Annotated in this window: 22 protein-coding genes; 7 read left to right on the top strand and 15 right to left on the bottom strand. The window is 55.4% G+C overall.

All coding sequences use genetic code 11. From position 1 onward, the window contains the following. Nucleotides 1–83: 83 nt before the first annotated feature. Nucleotides 84–524, top strand: a complete 441-nt coding sequence (locus ACYP2A_RS06790; RefSeq protein WP_459743883.1) for an NUDIX hydrolase — start codon at nt 84–86, stop codon at nt 522–524. Here the strand turns inward: ACYP2A_RS06790 and ACYP2A_RS06785 are convergent. The 3 genes from ACYP2A_RS06785 to ACYP2A_RS06775 all read right to left on the bottom strand — a co-directional run bounded on the left by ACYP2A_RS06785 (nt 515) and on the right by ACYP2A_RS06775 (nt 2,644). Beyond that, nucleotides 515–1,213: a hypothetical protein gene (locus ACYP2A_RS06785; protein WP_459743881.1), complete on the bottom strand. Its 699-nt coding sequence runs from the start codon at nt 1,211–1,213 to the stop codon at nt 515–517. The genes ACYP2A_RS06790 and ACYP2A_RS06785 overlap by 10 nt on opposite strands. Then, complete coding sequence (locus ACYP2A_RS06780) at nt 1,210–2,184, bottom strand: ribonuclease Z (RefSeq protein ID WP_459743880.1); 975 nt, start codon at nt 2,182–2,184, stop codon at nt 1,210–1,212. Before ACYP2A_RS06780 ends, ACYP2A_RS06785 begins: the two co-directional genes overlap by 4 nt. Nucleotides 2,185–2,245: 61 nt before the next feature. Beyond that, the gene (locus ACYP2A_RS06775) at nt 2,246–2,644 is read right to left on the bottom strand and encodes a nuclear transport factor 2 family protein (protein WP_459743879.1); all 399 of its coding nucleotides are present in this window, start codon (nt 2,642–2,644) and stop codon (nt 2,246–2,248) included. 92 nt (nt 2,645–2,736) lie between these two features. On the opposite strand from ACYP2A_RS06775, the gene ACYP2A_RS06770 reads away from it, so the two are divergent. Both ACYP2A_RS06770 and ACYP2A_RS06765 read left to right on the top strand, forming a co-directional pair. Next, nucleotides 2,737–3,327 (top strand): GNAT family N-acetyltransferase, encoded by a 591-nt coding sequence (locus ACYP2A_RS06770; protein ID WP_459743878.1) that lies wholly within the window; start codon nt 2,737–2,739, stop codon nt 3,325–3,327. After that, complete coding sequence (locus tag ACYP2A_RS06765; RefSeq protein WP_459743876.1) at nt 3,327–4,196, top strand: carbon-nitrogen hydrolase family protein; 870 nt, start codon at nt 3,327–3,329, stop codon at nt 4,194–4,196. The genes ACYP2A_RS06770 and ACYP2A_RS06765 overlap by 1 nt, the downstream gene beginning before the upstream one ends. Before the next feature lie 469 nt (nt 4,197–4,665). On the opposite strand, the gene ACYP2A_RS06760 is transcribed toward ACYP2A_RS06765, so the two are convergent. From ACYP2A_RS06760 to ACYP2A_RS06705, 12 genes are all read right to left on the bottom strand, one after another. Next, on the bottom strand, nt 4,666–5,685 hold the full coding sequence (locus tag ACYP2A_RS06760; protein WP_459743875.1) for a site-specific integrase: 1,020 nt from the start codon (nt 5,683–5,685) through the stop codon (nt 4,666–4,668). After that, nucleotides 5,686–5,898 carry a DUF4224 domain-containing protein gene (locus ACYP2A_RS06755; RefSeq protein WP_459743873.1) on the bottom strand — a complete coding sequence of 71 codons (213 nt, stop codon included), beginning with the start codon at nt 5,896–5,898 and terminating at the stop codon, nt 5,686–5,688. Between the two features lie 2 nt (nt 5,899–5,900). Then, a complete protein-coding gene (locus tag ACYP2A_RS06750; protein WP_459743872.1) occupies nt 5,901–6,773 on the bottom strand; it encodes a DHH family phosphoesterase in 873 nt (290 codons plus the stop codon). Beyond that, a complete protein-coding gene (locus ACYP2A_RS06745; RefSeq protein ID WP_459743871.1) occupies nt 6,770–7,168 on the bottom strand; it encodes a LytTR family transcriptional regulator DNA-binding domain-containing protein in 399 nt (132 codons plus the stop codon). Before ACYP2A_RS06745 ends, ACYP2A_RS06750 begins: the two co-directional genes overlap by 4 nt. After that, the gene (locus tag ACYP2A_RS06740) at nt 7,155–8,069 is read right to left on the bottom strand and encodes a hypothetical protein (protein ID WP_459743869.1); all 915 of its coding nucleotides are present in this window, start codon (nt 8,067–8,069) and stop codon (nt 7,155–7,157) included. The genes ACYP2A_RS06745 and ACYP2A_RS06740 overlap by 14 nt, the downstream gene beginning before the upstream one ends. Next, complete coding sequence (locus tag ACYP2A_RS06735) at nt 8,062–8,547, bottom strand: hypothetical protein (RefSeq protein WP_459743867.1); 486 nt, start codon at nt 8,545–8,547, stop codon at nt 8,062–8,064. The genes ACYP2A_RS06740 and ACYP2A_RS06735 overlap by 8 nt, the downstream gene beginning before the upstream one ends. Nucleotides 8,548–8,589: 42 nt before the next feature. Further along, nucleotides 8,590–8,829, bottom strand: a complete 240-nt coding sequence (locus ACYP2A_RS06730) for a pyocin activator PrtN family protein (protein WP_459743866.1) — start codon at nt 8,827–8,829, stop codon at nt 8,590–8,592. Beyond that, nucleotides 8,826–9,212, bottom strand: coding sequence for a hypothetical protein (locus tag ACYP2A_RS06725; RefSeq protein WP_459743864.1), 387 nt, complete (start codon nt 9,210–9,212; stop codon nt 8,826–8,828). Before ACYP2A_RS06725 ends, ACYP2A_RS06730 begins: the two co-directional genes overlap by 4 nt. After that, entirely contained in the window at nt 9,209–9,490 is a 282-nt protein-coding gene (locus ACYP2A_RS06720) for a hypothetical protein (RefSeq protein ID WP_459743863.1), read from the bottom strand. The genes ACYP2A_RS06725 and ACYP2A_RS06720 overlap by 4 nt, the downstream gene beginning before the upstream one ends. Nucleotides 9,491–9,497: 7 nt before the next feature. Beyond that, nucleotides 9,498–10,070 carry a deoxynucleotide monophosphate kinase family protein gene (locus tag ACYP2A_RS06715; RefSeq protein WP_459743862.1) on the bottom strand — a complete coding sequence of 191 codons (573 nt, stop codon included), beginning with the start codon at nt 10,068–10,070 and terminating at the stop codon, nt 9,498–9,500. Then, the gene (locus tag ACYP2A_RS06710) at nt 10,067–10,240 is read right to left on the bottom strand and encodes a hypothetical protein (protein ID WP_459743860.1); all 174 of its coding nucleotides are present in this window, start codon (nt 10,238–10,240) and stop codon (nt 10,067–10,069) included. The genes ACYP2A_RS06715 and ACYP2A_RS06710 overlap by 4 nt, the downstream gene beginning before the upstream one ends. 83 nt (nt 10,241–10,323) lie before the next feature. Continuing rightward, nucleotides 10,324–10,575: a DUF1654 domain-containing protein gene (locus ACYP2A_RS06705; RefSeq protein WP_459743859.1), complete on the bottom strand. Its 252-nt coding sequence runs from the start codon at nt 10,573–10,575 to the stop codon at nt 10,324–10,326. Nucleotides 10,576–10,727: 152 nt separating this feature from the next. On the opposite strand from ACYP2A_RS06705, the gene ACYP2A_RS06700 reads away from it, so the two are divergent. The 4 genes from ACYP2A_RS06700 to ACYP2A_RS06685 all read left to right on the top strand — a co-directional run bounded on the left by ACYP2A_RS06700 (nt 10,728) and on the right by ACYP2A_RS06685 (nt 13,493). After that, nucleotides 10,728–11,216 carry a hypothetical protein gene (locus ACYP2A_RS06700; protein WP_459743858.1) on the top strand — a complete coding sequence of 163 codons (489 nt, stop codon included), beginning with the start codon at nt 10,728–10,730 and terminating at the stop codon, nt 11,214–11,216. 469 nt (nt 11,217–11,685) lie between these two features. Next, a complete protein-coding gene (locus ACYP2A_RS06695) occupies nt 11,686–11,859 on the top strand; it encodes a hypothetical protein (RefSeq protein ID WP_459743856.1) in 174 nt (57 codons plus the stop codon). Continuing rightward, the gene (locus ACYP2A_RS06690; protein ID WP_459743854.1) at nt 11,849–12,955 is read left to right on the top strand and encodes an LPO_1073/Vpar_1526 family protein; all 1,107 of its coding nucleotides are present in this window, start codon (nt 11,849–11,851) and stop codon (nt 12,953–12,955) included. Before ACYP2A_RS06695 ends, ACYP2A_RS06690 begins: the two co-directional genes overlap by 11 nt. Nucleotides 12,956–13,043: 88 nt before the next feature. Next, complete coding sequence (locus ACYP2A_RS06685; protein ID WP_459743852.1) at nt 13,044–13,493, top strand: hypothetical protein; 450 nt, start codon at nt 13,044–13,046, stop codon at nt 13,491–13,493. Nucleotides 13,494–13,697: the final 204 nt, after the last annotated feature.

The raw sequence follows: 13,697 nt of genomic DNA, 5'->3' as shown, positions 1-13,697 counted from the left end.
GGGGGGGGCACTGAAGATCAAGTACAGACACTTTTCCTGAATGCGTATGATGGCCCGCTGTGTTCGCTGATAAGGAAATCGTCATGCACCCTGACAAGGCCTGCGCCGTCGTTCTGTCACCCACGTTGCCTGCCGGGATTCTGTTGTTCCGTCATCCGCTGGCAGGGGTGCAGTTGGTGAAGGGCACCATTGAACCGGGTGAAACGCCGGGTGAGGCGGCATTGCGCGAGTTAATGGAAGAGGCGGGCATCAGCGTGGCCACGATCAAGGACGACCTGGGGTGGTGGGATGCCGGCCATTGCGGACAAGTCTGGTCGTTTCACCTGTGTCAGGTAGAGGGACCGTTGCCTGAACACTGGTCCCATCAGACGCTGGATGATCATGGCCATTGCTTCAATTTTTTCTGGGCTGCGCTTGATCAATTGCCTTGTGCCGATTGCCACCCGGTTTTTCAGCGCGCGCTGGTATTTGTATGTGCGGCGTTGAAAGCGCGTGGCCACTGGGCCGGCAGACATTACTTATAAGCACTCATGCTTATTTTGACTTTGTAGCAGTCATTGATATCAAGTGCCTTTTGGTAATACGTCAGGCGCTGCTTGCGATTACTGTCGCCCAGCAGCCGGTAGATTTCCGCCTGATAATCACGGCTGCTACCCCACTGCATGCCAAAGCCCGGTGGCTCTTCATGCTTGCACCCAAGCATCAGAACGGGCTGCGGGAAGTATTTTTCATAGGCCGGCATGCTGCTCTCTATGGCCAGCAATGCGGCTTGATAACGGGGTGTGCGAGTAATCGTGTGGCACATGGATGAAATCAACAGCGCCGGTGGTGCAAAGCCTTGAACAAGGCTTTTTTCAAATAGCCGGCACGCCTTTTCATTCAGCGCCTCGTTGCTATCGAACATTACATAGATCAGCCCGAGACGATGCTGGGCGACCGGATGATCAAGCGAGGCGGCCTGTTCAAGCAAAGCGATGGCCGGCTTGAGCTGTACGCCCGCTTCAGCGGCCAAGGCTTGAGCATGGCGTTTTTCTTCATCGCTTGCCGATGGGGTAACCGATATCGCTTCAAGCTTTTTGTCCGCTTGTTGCAAGTACGGCAAAGCCTGTTGATAAAGGCTTTCGCCACGAGGATCGATCTGCACGGGACTTGCCATGCATAACGGCGTAAAAAGACAGCCGCAAATCAAGGAGCGAAAGCGTTGAGCGGTCATGGATTTGCCTCCTTGTCCACCAACACCAAAGCACCGTCCTTCGACAAGTGATAGCGCTGCAGATCCTGCGCCAGAACCAATCGCCCGTTATACCGCGCTGCGGCTTCTGCGCGCACATCGTCGATACTCGGGCTGCGCTGCGGGTTGTCCTGAAAGCGCGCGCTGAAATGCATCAATACCAGGTTGGGCACCCCCGCTGCCTCGGCGAACTGTGCCACCGCCGCCGCTGTACTGTGCCCGTAAGTCGTCTGGGATTTTGCGATCACAGGTTCCGTGAAGGTCGCCTCATGCACCAGCACATCCGCGCCCCTGGCGACATCGGCCAACAACCCAGGCTGATCATTGTCGCCGCAGACAATAATCCTGCGGCCAGGTTGAGCCGGGCGAAGGTAGTGGCTGGCGTCTATCAGTTGCCCGTTGTGCTCAACACTGCGTCCCTTCACCAGTTCACCCCACAACGGCCCCCGAGGAATGCCATCGGTCTGCAGCCGCTCGGTATCCAGACGTGGCTCGGGGGTGCTCTCGGTAAATACATAACCGTAGCTGGGTACACGATGAGACAGCTCGACCGTGCTGACCTGCATCGCCTCGCTGCTCCAGGTGCCGAGGGTTTCCAGCGTGTGCAGATGCAGTTCGAAGGGCAGGTGTGACTGGCTGACAGCCAGGCTTTGCAGCACCCAGGCATGCAGCGCGGCTGGCAGGATCAGCTCCAGCGGTTCGCTGCGCCCGGACATCCCGGCACTGGCCAGCAGGCCGGGCAAGCCGAAGCAATGATCGCCATGCACATGCGTAATGAAGATGGCGCGCAGGTCGCGAATCGACAGCGGGCTGTGCAACAACTGATGTTGGGTGCCTTCGCCACAATCGATCAGGTACCAGGCCTTGCCGGACGTCTCGATGACGGCGGTGGCGCTGACGTTGCGGGTTTTGGTCGGGGCTCCGGAAGAGGTCCCGAGAAACAGCAGGTCCATGCTGAAAAGTCTCGCTGGCAAAAGCGCAGTGTACGCGATTGCCAGCGCTGCGTTTCTGCGTTCAGGCCACCTGCTCGATCCAGTCGTTGAGGTTGTAGTAGTTGCTGATGCGCGCAATCTTGCCGTTGATCACATAGAAAAATGCGCCGGCCGGCAGTACATAGGTTTGCCCATTGGCGGGCGGCAGGCCTTCGTCGTCGGCCAGGTACTCGCCATGCACGACAAACTCGGCGGCTGCACGCAGGCCATCGGCGGTTTGCATGACCACGATATCGCTCAGGCGCTCGCGGTAGCAGCGGTTCATCTTGTTCATGAACGCGGCGAAGGTAGCCTTGCCGGTCTGGCGTTCGCCCTGATTGATGTCGTGCACCACGTCCTCGGCGAGCAGGTCGAGAAAAGCCGGCATGTCGCCGGCGTTGAAGGCAGCGTAATAAGCCTGGATCAGTTCGGTGGTGGTCATGGGCGATTCCTGTGTGGGTGGCGTGCATGATAAGTTTTGCGCCGGCAGCTGGCATATCCGTCAGCGTCACTTATTTGGTGGCGAACGTATTAATGCACATTCAATTGCTCAAGGGCGCACAGATCGAGCCCTTTATCGAACCACTGGCGCATCTGCGCATCACGGTGTTTCGCGAGTTTCCCTATCTGTACGATGGCACTCTGGCCTATGAAGCCCACTACCTGTCGACCTACCTGCGCAGCGCCGACAGCCTGTGCGTGCTGGTGCGCGATGAAGAAGGAGAGGTGATCGGTGCCAGTACTGGGTTGCCGCTGGCCGATGAGACCGAAGCGTTTCAGCGACCCTTTGTCGAGGCCGGACGAAATACGCAACGGGTGTTCTATTGCGCCGAGTCCATCGTCTTGCCGGCCTGGCGCGGCCGTGGTCTGGGCGTGCGTTTTTTCGAAGAGCGCGAAGCCCATGCCCGGCGCCTGGGTCGGTTCGACTGGTGCGCCTTTTGTGCCGTACAGCGTCCGCTCGATCACCCGCGTCGCCCTGCCGGTTACCAGCCGCTGGACACCTTCTGGGCGCGACGCGGGTATCGCCATCACCCTGAACTGCACACCGAGTATCACTGGCGCGACCTGGACGAAACCGAAGAGTCGGCCAAGCCCATGTCGTTCTGGTTGAAGGAGCTTGTCTGATGATCACGGTCGCCGCCTGTCAGTACCACATCGACCTGCTGGAAACCTGGGAGGCTTACGCTACCCACCTTACCGAGCTGTGCGAGCGAGCGGCCAGGCAGGGCGCACAATTGCTGCTGTTGCCTGAATACGCAGGTCTGGTGCTGACGGGCCAGTTGCCGGCCGCCGCACGCAGCGACCTGCATGCCTCGATTGTAGGCATCCAGCCGTTGCTGCCGCGTTGGCTGCAACTCTGTGACGACCTGGCCAGATGCCTGAAGATTTACCTGCAACCCGGCAGCGTGGCCGTGCTGGACGACGACGGCCAGTACCGTAATCGCGCCTGGCTGTTCGGCCCGCAGGGTTGCCTGGGCAGCCAGGACAAACTGACCATGACCCGCTTCGAGCGTGAGCAATGGAACATCGCCGCCGGCAGTGGCTTGCGGGTGTTCGACACCGAGCTGGGGAAACTGGGCATTCTGATTTGCTACGACAATGAGTTTCCATTACTGGCGCGGCATTTGGCCGAAAGCGGCGCAGATTTGATTCTGGCCCCGAGCTGCACCGACACTGAAGCCGGTTTTTACCGCGTGCGCATTGGCGCCCAGGCGCGGGCGCTGGAAAACCAGATCGCGGTGCTGCAATCGCCCACCGTCGGGTTGGCGCCATGGTCGCCGTCGCTGGATGAGAATTTCGGCCGTGCCGCGTTGTATGTGCCTCCCGACTATGGAATGCCGGCCAATGGCGTGATCGCCGAGAGCGGGTCGCTATGTCCGACGAGCAGTCAGTGGCTGATTGCGAGGCTGGATTTGGACGAGGTCATAAGGCTGCGCGAGCATGGGCAGGTGTTTACCCGCAAAGACTGGGCGTCGTCGTGTGACAGCGCTTGAACACATGGGTGCGGTGTTTATCTTCGGGCAAAGAAAAGCCCGCGATGGGGGAGCGGGCTGAAGGTAACACACTTGGATTCGGGGTAAGAGTAGGCCTTGGCATGTGAAAACCCTGTGAAGGTTCTGTCGCTATTTCGGTTATTCAAGGTTGTTGACTGAGCGTGGAAGGCTTTGGCAGAACGCCGGGGGAGGGATGAGCAATTGCGGCAAGATTTGAGAATTGCGGCAATTCAGCTGGCTGGCTCACGTGAGGAAAATCACCGCAAGCCTTTGATTTTTCTGTAGTGCCCCGAGCCGGGGTCGAACCGGCACGTCCAAAGAACGAGGGATTTTAAGTCCATAAGATTTCTGTTTAAATTCAATTGCTTACGGTTTCTTCTGCTTCGCTAGGCGGTCTTTTTACCTCCCTTGCAGCCCTTGATTTTCAAGGGGGCAAAAATCGTAGCGAAGCATTTTTCGAGGGGGAATATCACTTTGTAGGCATTACCTTAAGCCCTTTTCGGCGACGAATGTACTGCTCCGTCATTCCTATTGTTGTATGCCCCAATTGGTCACGTGCTGCCCGAATACTACCCGTGGATTCTTCCTTGTCCGTCGCGGCTTTTGCACGGAGATCCCTCATCTGGAAATCCCCTTTCTCAATCCCGGCAGCTACCCTTGCTGCATCAAACCGCCCCCGCAACATGCTGACTGTCATAGGTTGGCCATTTTCCATGAGGACCAATCGGGTTGATCGAATTTTATAGCCTGCCTTCCTTACCATGATCCGCTCTATGACAGCCTTCAGTTGTCCCACAATTTCGATTCGTCTCTTGGCCTTCGTCTTATTCTGCTCCACAAGCAGTTGGCCATTCTGGATATCCCGTTCATCCATTTTCAGCGTGTCCGCAACTCGCTGAGCGGTCAGGTAGAAAAGATCGAGCGCATCTTTAAGCGGTTGGTCTGCTTTCTCGTAAACCGCTATGAACATCTCGTCTTCAATATAATTATTCCGCCCACTCTCCTTGTTGCCCTTGATACCTGAGCATGGGTTGGCAAGTGCGGTATAGCCACATTCGCGAGCAAAATTCCAGATCGCACTCAGTAAGGCCTTTTCACGGTTGGCGCGTACTTTTGCGGTTTTTGATCTATACCGAATGTACTGCACTACGTGATGCGGCTCGATTGATTCAAGAGGGGCTGGTGGGTCATTGAAAAATAGCAAAAGTTGTTTGAGCTCCCTTGCATTATCTTTCTGTGTCGTCGGCGCCTTATTCGGCACAACCTCCTTCATGTACTGATTGGCGACATACTCAAATGTCAGCACTTGATTGGCCAGATCGGTAGATGCACGGCTTTTTTCAAGCCGTGCATACTCCATGATTACAAGAGCATAATCGCTACCAAGGCATATCTCTTTGCGGTCTTGACCTGTTTCGTAATAGTAATAGGTCGCGCCGCTGCGTTGCTTGCGTTTGCGTAGCCTTGGAGTGGTGGTAGGCCGTGGCATCTATCCCGCTTTCCTTGGTTGCCAGGCTGCCTTTTCAACAACCTTGGCTTCTGGTTCGTTACCCACGACAGCAGAGGCCGTGACGCATGGCCAGCCACTCAGTTTTATCGTATGACGAATGCCGTTCTGCTTGAGATTCATAATCTGACCAGCCTTCGTGCGTGCGCCGGTCAGCTCGCATACTTCTTCATGGCTCAGAAAGGAGATGCTCATGACTACCCTCCAATGGTCGAGGCAGAGGGAAGTGTGAGTTCGTGCCCGTATGGCACGCTGAAACCGGCGGCGTTGCGATGTCCTCCACCGCCGTATTGCTCGGCAATGGCTGACACGTCTTCGCCTGCGTCGGTACTGCGCAGGGAGAATGACCGGCCTGTGGGAGTGTCCCAATAGATTGCGGCAAAAGGTTCGCCTGCGCACATGATGTTGCCGGCGTCGCTGGCCTGGGTGAAAGGTATGTTGGCTGCTGGTACATCGAATCCAGCTATCACCAAGCGGCGCCGTGTTGTGCGCAACAGATCGGTGAGTTCTCTCTGTCGGCTGCGCTCAATCGCGGCACCTTCTGAGCGCAGGGTGCTGACCGGCGTAGCCATCAGCTCATCCCAGATCCCGAAGTCTTGCGGATGGCTGAACAGGTTTGCCAGGACCTCGCGGGTGCCTTCCAGCTTGAATCGCCAGAGGTCGCGGTCCTCAATGTGGTTGATGAGTGCAGGGCGTGGCTGACCTGGGTAGAAGTAGTCCCAAGTCAGTCCGGCGCCGGAACGTTCCATATCGAATACGGCTGCCAGTCGGTGCTTTTCCAGATTGTCCGGTGTGACTTGTGGCAGGGCAGACAGAGCGTCTTGGGCTGTCTTATGGTGGTCAAGGACCAAAACCGATAGGGCGGTGGCGGCCATGTCCTGCAAGGTGTCGAGGGGGTAGGAAAAGTCCACGATCACGACATGCTTTCCAGTCGCGTCTGGGGCCGGCTCGCCATGCTTAGCGGCGTAAAACTCAGCATCGGGACAGAGTTGGCGTATGACCCAGGCAGCACCGAAGCCATCCGCGCAGTTGCCGTGGTAGATGCAAAGTGTTGATGGGGTGGTGGTCATGCTGTCTCTCCGGCCTGGGTTCGTTTGGCAATGACTTGCTCTACTGCTTTGCGCACGTTGGCGGTGTATCTGCGTGAAACGTCGACTGGCAGTAGAGCTGGGCCGAAAAGGTTCACAACTGCCAGTATGCCGAGCCGGTCGTTGGGGTTGCGGAAGCTTTGCAAGCGCTCGCGCATTACAAGGGCGTTGCGATGCGCCCTGACCACGCGATCTGCATAGATGCGCTCTACCTCGATCAGCGGTGTTTTCAATAGCAGCTCGCCGCCGTCGTGGTACACGACCACGTACTTGTGTTCTGCTTTGAAGTGGCTTACGTCTCCGATCTGGACGCGAACGACCTCGCGGCGATACGTCGACTGGATGTAATCGGCGTGAAGTTCTTCAGAAGCTCTCATTGGCTTCGACCTCCAGTTGGTCGGCGTGTCGTTCGGCAAGCTGGGTCTTGACCCGATCCACCTCGGCTTGGCGTGTATCCCATGCGGCCTGATCAATGGCTGCACGCAGATGGCGCTCGACTAGGTTGTTCAGGTAGGCCGGGTTCAGCGCATCCAGTTCCCAGCTCGACGTGCCATGCATCTTGCGGTATGAGTCGAAGCGCGAGTCGGTAGTCTTCGCTGGGTTCTCTGGTGGCTTGATCTCGTCGATCTGATCGCGGGTCAGTGCGATACGCATCACTGGCGTGAGTTCCCGTGACTCGTTGCAGAACAGCGCGATGCGCTCCTCTAGATCTCGGGTCATGTCTATGCCTGACGGATCATGATCGCCCAGGTGCAGCACAATCGGTGTCTGCCCGGCATTGCTGGCGGGGATCACATGCTGCTCTGCGAATTCGCGTAGAACAGTGCCGCTGGGGTACCCACGGGCTGCCAGAATTGGCACGTCCCATGTGCGGCACAGGCGCGAGAGAACGCCGACCAGCGCTTCCTTCTCGATGATGACGAAAACCCGATAATCTTGGTTCGACCACATGTCCATCTTGAACTGCGAGGCGCATGCGGCAGTGATGTCGCTGCCGAGTTCCCAGTGGTTGCCGATTACGAATTCACGGGTGCGATCTTCGATGGCGTCCCAGTCAATCAGGCCGGCCAGCTTGGCGTCGTTGATCAGACCAGCGATACGCTTGTAGGACTGCAGCGTGTTCTCGATGACGTCGCGAGCTACCAGTTGGTAATAGAGCTGACGCGCAGTAAGGACATAGCCTTGGCGCTGATACTCGCCGATAAGAGTGTTCATGAGCTGGATCATTAGGTCATTGGCCTGATTGAACGACTTCGGGATATAGCAAAACTTAGCCATTGATCAGCTCCTGCGTCGGAGCTGCTTGGACTTTGCTGAGACCGGCCAGAACCCGATTGCCGATGTCCTTGATCTGCTGGAGCTGCTGCTTGGCTCGGGCCTGATGTGGCTCGGTGCCGCGAATCGGTGCCCAGGTTCTGCACGCCAGGTCGAGCGTTGTGGCTACATTGGTCAGCACCTTCAGGTCTGCTTTGGAAAGGGCACAGGCCTCGGACGTATGAAGCTGGTCGGTCAGGTGCGAGATGATTTGGTTCTTGGTAGTGATCACGTCCTGAAATTGCTGGGTCTTTTCGGAGTAGTGGCTACCCAGTACGACGCCCAGATCGACAAGGGCTTGGTCGTGCCCGGCGGCTGCGGCAGCCTTGCCCTGGTTGTAGCCATCAGAGAATGCACGGGTAAGTGCGCGACGAATAAATAAGGTCAGAAGCGAGAAGCCCAAGATCAGGCAGCCCACGGCGATGAAGTGTTCTGTTTGCATGTGCTGTGTCTCTCAGTGGTTGGTCGCCGCCATGTGGCGGTGTTACGCGACTTTTGCGCCGATGCTGTCGAGGTAGTCCGCCAGGTCGTGCAGGTACACAACAGGCTGGCCCTTGCTGGAGCCACCCAGGCGGGTGACTTTCAGGGCGATCTGCTTTGCAGCAATCTTTCGGAGCAGGTAGCGGTCGCTGGATATGTGCGTGAAGTAGCGGGTGCGAACTGCGGTTAATGTTGGGCAAGGAGTCGCGAACTCCTGACGCAGCAGGTCAAGCGTTTTGCTCACGACCGAGCCTCCCCGGTCCCCGCCGAATCGGGCAGGGCTTGCAGTTGCATGCGGATCAGTTCGGCGAGTCCTTCCTTGGATTTGCCCACTGCCGTGGCTACCAATCGGCCCAGGTCGTCAGCGATAACAGCGCCGAACGGGTGGCTTGGGCTCTTGGTCGGCGTGACATACGCGGTCTGGCCTTCATGAACGACGGCATCGACTGCGCGAAAGACCTCTGCCAGTTCGGTAGCTGCTGCTGGAAGGGCTTCAAGCATGACCAGAGCCTCGGCGCTGGCTCCGATGAGCGTTGCGCGGCTGATGACGGTCGGATGGTTGAGGTACATGGGGATCAGCTTCAATGCCCCTACTGCTTGGGTGATTGCGTTTGGTGCTGCGCTCATGCTGTGCCGTCCTTGCCCTGCGTGCTGATCGAGATACCCAACTGCTTTGCCAGCCAGGCCACACCGCGTTCGGTGACCATCACGACGGAGTAGTGGGTGTAAGTACGGATCGCGTTGTTCCAGCGGCTGCGCGGGTCGGCGTACAGGTATCCCTGGCCGATGTGTTTGCTCGCCAGATCGCCTGACTGGGTCAAGATCCCCAGTGCCCGAAGCTGTTGGCGCAGCGCCCTGGGGCCGAGGCCCAGGACGACTGCGGTTGAGTCGAGGTTCCTGTTCATTCGGACCTCAGGCGGCTTTGGAGGCGATTGCGGCTTGCTGGGCGATGACCAGTTGATCGAGCTGGCCGAACAGATCCGCAAGCTCGCCGTCGTTGTCGATCACCAGGTCTTGTGGCTGAACCGCCACACCCAGCTCGCTGACATGCGCATTCACGTCAGGGGCATCGCTGCGCTTCATGTGGACGACCAGCCCGCCGCGCTTGCGGATGAAGTCGGCTTCGTTCTCGAACCGGACATCGCTGATCACGAAGCCAGGTGCATAGGGCACCAGCTCGGCCAGCGCATCCAGATTCTGTTCGGCGATATCGACCCAGATGCTTGCGCTGATCATGTCGCGACCCCACTCGGTGCCGAGCAGTTGCATCAGCTGCCGTGGTGAGCGTCCCACCCAAGGGATCAGTTGCTCTTTCTCGTCCCCTTCAAGGTCCTCGGCGTTAAGGCCGAACATTGCGGCGATGCCTTCCTTGAGCGGAGTGGCGAAGGCATAGGTTTCGAACCCATGCTGGCTGTCCAGGTGATTGGCAGCTGTGGTCTTGCCGGTGCGTGCGTGGCCGGTGAGGCCGATCAGGATCTGCTTCATGCTGCGTCACCTCCCCACGGGGTAGTGGTCGCAGTCAGAGCGGCGCGGCGCTTGGTGCTGATGATGACAACCAAGCCTGTAGCGCGCTGGATGGCTTCGATGGTGCGGGGGTTGGTCGCTGCCGGGTGTATGAACACCGGGCAGCGTTTATCGTGCTGTGTCGTTTGCATCACAAGTACTCTTGGTGAGAGATGTGATGCAAAATTAGCAAAAGCTAAATTCATTGGCAATAGCGTTTGCTAATTCAAGCTGCTCAATCTTGCTGAGGTACCTCCCAATGGACCTCTGCACCGCCATCATCATGAAAAATCACATGGACCCCGTCCGTGTCATTGATAGCCTCAATGATTTGATCCCAGTCCTCCTGCATCTCTTCGGGGGCCTTATAGAGAACTGCAGAGCGGTTCTTCTGAGCGCCTGGTGAATTGATGGTTTTCTGAAGTCGGGCTCCGAGCATTTCGACTGAGCTCGGTACGTTTTGGGTCTGTGATTTTGACATAGCCATGGGGTCCTCCCTGTATTACTGTATTTATATACAGTAATTATGGATCCGATGAATGGCAAGGCCGTTGTAGGGAAAAATCCCGCTATGCCAGCTCACATAGAGAGCGGATGTCGCGTGATATCATCAGGACATCATTTGCATAGGGATAACTGATGAAACGGACTTTTGGTGTGTTTTTCTGTCTTGGGCTGGCTTTGACTGCGAATGCCGAAGACAAACTCAGAGTCATTGACCTGGCGCCGGATGCACCTCTAAGCGCCGAGGCCGCTGAGCGTGGGCGCAAGTACACTGAAGCCCAAGAGGCTGCGGCAAAAATCACTCCAGATGAAGCAATGCAGTTTATGCAGCGCTTGAGCAAAACGGTCGACGAAGGGCATGCCCAGGCAAAATCCGGGTCCATGGATGGAAGGGCGATCCGCAATCAGGCAATTGCGCTGAACAGGCTTGAGGATGAAGGCGAGCGCTATCGGGTGATGTTTGCGCGGTTCAAGAGCTGTGGCGATGCCTCGTCGAACGCGGCATTTTCTTGGCAGGGCTTGATTGGCAGCAACACTGCACAGCTTGTTGAATACCACCAGAAATACGTTGCAGCAGCAACAGAGTGCATCCAGGCCGCTGAGCTTGCAGCGAGCAAAGGCTGAAAGGGCATTTGGGTCAGTTGGCGTGTAGGGCTGGGAAGTTGAGCTCCACTTGACCACGCGTTAGCACTCACACAGACCAGTCGTTTGCATTGGGTTTGACCAGCACGCTGCATGCCCTTGACCGGAAAGTGTCGACCCATAGCTGCCAGTGACTACGCGCAGCAATCTGCCAGAAGCAGCGATTTAGAGGATTCCAAGAATGTTGGAACAAACTCCCCCCTTTGTCTGGCAACCCTTCCAGTGAATCCGGCACGAAAGCAGTCCCCTTGTCTAGCTCCTTACTTGAAAGCTAATGTACAATCCTGCCAGATGCTGGCAAAGTGCTTTTCAGGTTGGTGCGTAACTCCAGTCTCATTACCGATAGTGCTGTTTAAAACCGTTACGGCCGCAAGCAAAAGATATTACGCACCTCTTGGTGTCTATTTATACATGTGCAGCATAGCCAGAGATCATTCATATGGAATGGATATTGACGAATAAAGAGTGGCTCTTTAGCGGAGTCGCCATTGCCATACCAATGGCATTAGTTGGCTGGTTAGTTTCCGTCAAGCGAAACAAGCAGACCCAAAAAAGTGGCGACAACTCAACAAATATTCAAATTGGTGGAAGCTTTAAAGTGGGCGGCAATAAAGATGATAAATAGCCAAGGCCAAAAAGGCGGAGACGGTTCTACTAATATTCAAGCTCAGCAAATGGTGTTGCATGTTGGGATTGATGAAAAGCGTGCGAGAGAAATTTGTCAGGAAATGAATTTGCAATTGAGAAGTGACTATAGCCAAGAAGCTCTCAAAATTGCAAATTATAGAGTCGCAGAGTTCGAAAACAAGCTGATCCCTAAAATTGCTCAAGTTGAAGGCGCATTGGAGGCATTTGCAGATCCTGGCTTTCAGTTACTTCTAGTTGAAGCCCAAAAATCCGCAGCTTCTACTGAGCGAACAGTAGACTATGATCTTTTGTCTGAACTATTAATACATAGATTTCAAAAGGGTGAAGATCGAATCGCACGTGCAGGCATTAGCCTTGCAGTAGAGATTGTAGATAAAATTTCTGATGATGCCCTGCTAGGTTTGACTTTAAGGCATGCGCTGGACAGCTTCCTTCCCTTAAGCGGGGATATCCATCAAGGGCTGGATGTTCTGAATGATTTATTTGGAAAGCTATTATATAGAGGCCTTCCGGTCGGGCAGGACTGGCTTGATCATTTGGATATATTGGATGCAGTACGATTGAATGGCTTCGGTACATTAAAAAAGATAGAGCAGTATTATCCCGAGCAATTGCCAGGCTACGTTGATGTGGGCATTGAGAAGAACTCAGAAAATCATAAAAAGGCCATTGATATACTAAGTGCCCAAAAATTACCAGTCAATATATTAGTCGAGCATAGCCTTAATAGTGGCTATCTTAGACTTCCCGTTCGCGGAAAAGAAGGTATTGATGAATTGTCGTTAACGATTCAAGTTTTTCAGAGCGGAAATTGGATTTCCATTCAGCAAGACCTTCTTAAAGAACAGAATCAAGCTATCCACTTCGTGTACGAGCTGTACGCCAAAGATGAAGTTATTAGGCAGGCTAACGTAAATTTATTTTTGGAGGAATGGGATAAGCGGTCAAACTTAAAAATTATTAGAGAATGGTGGGATAATATACCTATTGCATTTGTTGTTACATCTGTGGGTAAAGTGCTAGCGCATTCGAACGCTCAAAGGTGTGATAAAAATCTACCGCCTCTTGATTAATATATGAGCGCCGTACGTATAAAAACTGGTTCAAATCGCTCTCTGAGACGAGCTAGAGCCCGACCATTAGCCAAACATTAGGTGTCATATGCCGGAAGTCGCGCTCGTTCCGAAATTTTTGAAATCGTTTGCCTCAGAGCACGGACTTCAAGTTCACGACTGCCTGTACGGAGCTATAGAGTTTGGCTGCGAGTTTCCGATTCAGCAATCCGCTGCTGCCGTGTACGGGATCTGGGCCCACATGCCCGCAGCGCCCAAGACCGGGCTAGCCCAAGTGCCAGGCTTTCCCGACTGGTACCCCGTTTACTGGGGCAAGGACATCTCACCAGTGAGCCGAATCAAGGCCCACGTTCAAGTCCACAAGAACGGTAACATCGGCCTACCTAACATCGCTGAATTGAAGGGCGCACGCCTAGTATTCGGCGCCTTTTTGGTTTCGGACTACCAACGCTTTGAGGCGCTCCTGCACCAGCATTGCCCTCCATTCAAGGGAACGCCATCGATCGGTCGTAAGAACAAGGTAGTGAGGGTGCGCTGAGGCATCACGTAATCGGCACGGACGGGCCATCGGCGGGAAATCGCCCGCTTACTGTCCGCTGGTGATTTTTACATTGGTGATTGCGTATTCCGCGCGCACTTGGACACCCATTCCACGAACACGTGGACACTGATTCCACGCTGACTTGGACACTCATTCCACGGCCACTTGGACACTGATTCCACGATTACTTGGACAGTGAAT

Source organism: Pseudomonas sp. 3A(2025), assembly GCF_054589175.1.
Note: the sequence above shows the minus strand (reverse complement) of the source record. Positions and strands in the feature narration are given on the sequence as shown.

Coding starts and splice junctions, on each gene's coding strand:
- ACYP2A_RS06770 (WP_459743878.1), top strand. CDS start 2,737: ATGCACATTCAATTGCTCAAGGGCGCACAGATCGAGCCCTTTATCGAA.
- ACYP2A_RS06780 (WP_459743880.1), bottom strand. CDS start 2,184: ATGGACCTGCTGTTTCTCGGGACCTCTTCCGGAGCCCCGACCAAAACC.
- ACYP2A_RS06720 (WP_459743863.1), bottom strand. CDS start 9,490: ATGAACAGGAACCTCGACTCAACCGCAGTCGTCCTGGGCCTCGGCCCC.
- ACYP2A_RS06765 (WP_459743876.1), top strand. CDS start 3,327: ATGATCACGGTCGCCGCCTGTCAGTACCACATCGACCTGCTGGAAACC.
- ACYP2A_RS06725 (WP_459743864.1), bottom strand. CDS start 9,212: ATGAGCGCAGCACCAAACGCAATCACCCAAGCAGTAGGGGCATTGAAG.
- ACYP2A_RS06740 (WP_459743869.1), bottom strand. CDS start 8,069: ATGGCTAAGTTTTGCTATATCCCGAAGTCGTTCAATCAGGCCAATGAC.
- ACYP2A_RS06715 (WP_459743862.1), bottom strand. CDS start 10,070: ATGAAGCAGATCCTGATCGGCCTCACCGGCCACGCACGCACCGGCAAG.
- ACYP2A_RS06705 (WP_459743859.1), bottom strand. CDS start 10,575: ATGGCTATGTCAAAATCACAGACCCAAAACGTACCGAGCTCAGTCGAA.
- ACYP2A_RS06745 (WP_459743871.1), bottom strand. CDS start 7,168: ATGAGAGCTTCTGAAGAACTTCACGCCGATTACATCCAGTCGACGTAT.
- ACYP2A_RS06785 (WP_459743881.1), bottom strand. CDS start 1,213: ATGACCGCTCAACGCTTTCGCTCCTTGATTTGCGGCTGTCTTTTTACG.
- ACYP2A_RS06690 (WP_459743854.1), top strand. CDS start 11,849: ATGATAAATAGCCAAGGCCAAAAAGGCGGAGACGGTTCTACTAATATT.
- ACYP2A_RS06700 (WP_459743858.1), top strand. CDS start 10,728: ATGAAACGGACTTTTGGTGTGTTTTTCTGTCTTGGGCTGGCTTTGACT.
- ACYP2A_RS06685 (WP_459743852.1), top strand. CDS start 13,044: ATGCCGGAAGTCGCGCTCGTTCCGAAATTTTTGAAATCGTTTGCCTCA.
- ACYP2A_RS06760 (WP_459743875.1), bottom strand. CDS start 5,685: ATGCCACGGCCTACCACCACTCCAAGGCTACGCAAACGCAAGCAACGC.
- ACYP2A_RS06790 (WP_459743883.1), top strand. CDS start 84: ATGCACCCTGACAAGGCCTGCGCCGTCGTTCTGTCACCCACGTTGCCT.
- ACYP2A_RS06750 (WP_459743872.1), bottom strand. CDS start 6,773: ATGACCACCACCCCATCAACACTTTGCATCTACCACGGCAACTGCGCG.
- ACYP2A_RS06775 (WP_459743879.1), bottom strand. CDS start 2,644: ATGACCACCACCGAACTGATCCAGGCTTATTACGCTGCCTTCAACGCC.
- ACYP2A_RS06755 (WP_459743873.1), bottom strand. CDS start 5,898: ATGAGCATCTCCTTTCTGAGCCATGAAGAAGTATGCGAGCTGACCGGC.
- ACYP2A_RS06735 (WP_459743867.1), bottom strand. CDS start 8,547: ATGCAAACAGAACACTTCATCGCCGTGGGCTGCCTGATCTTGGGCTTC.
- ACYP2A_RS06710 (WP_459743860.1), bottom strand. CDS start 10,240: ATGCAAACGACACAGCACGATAAACGCTGCCCGGTGTTCATACACCCG.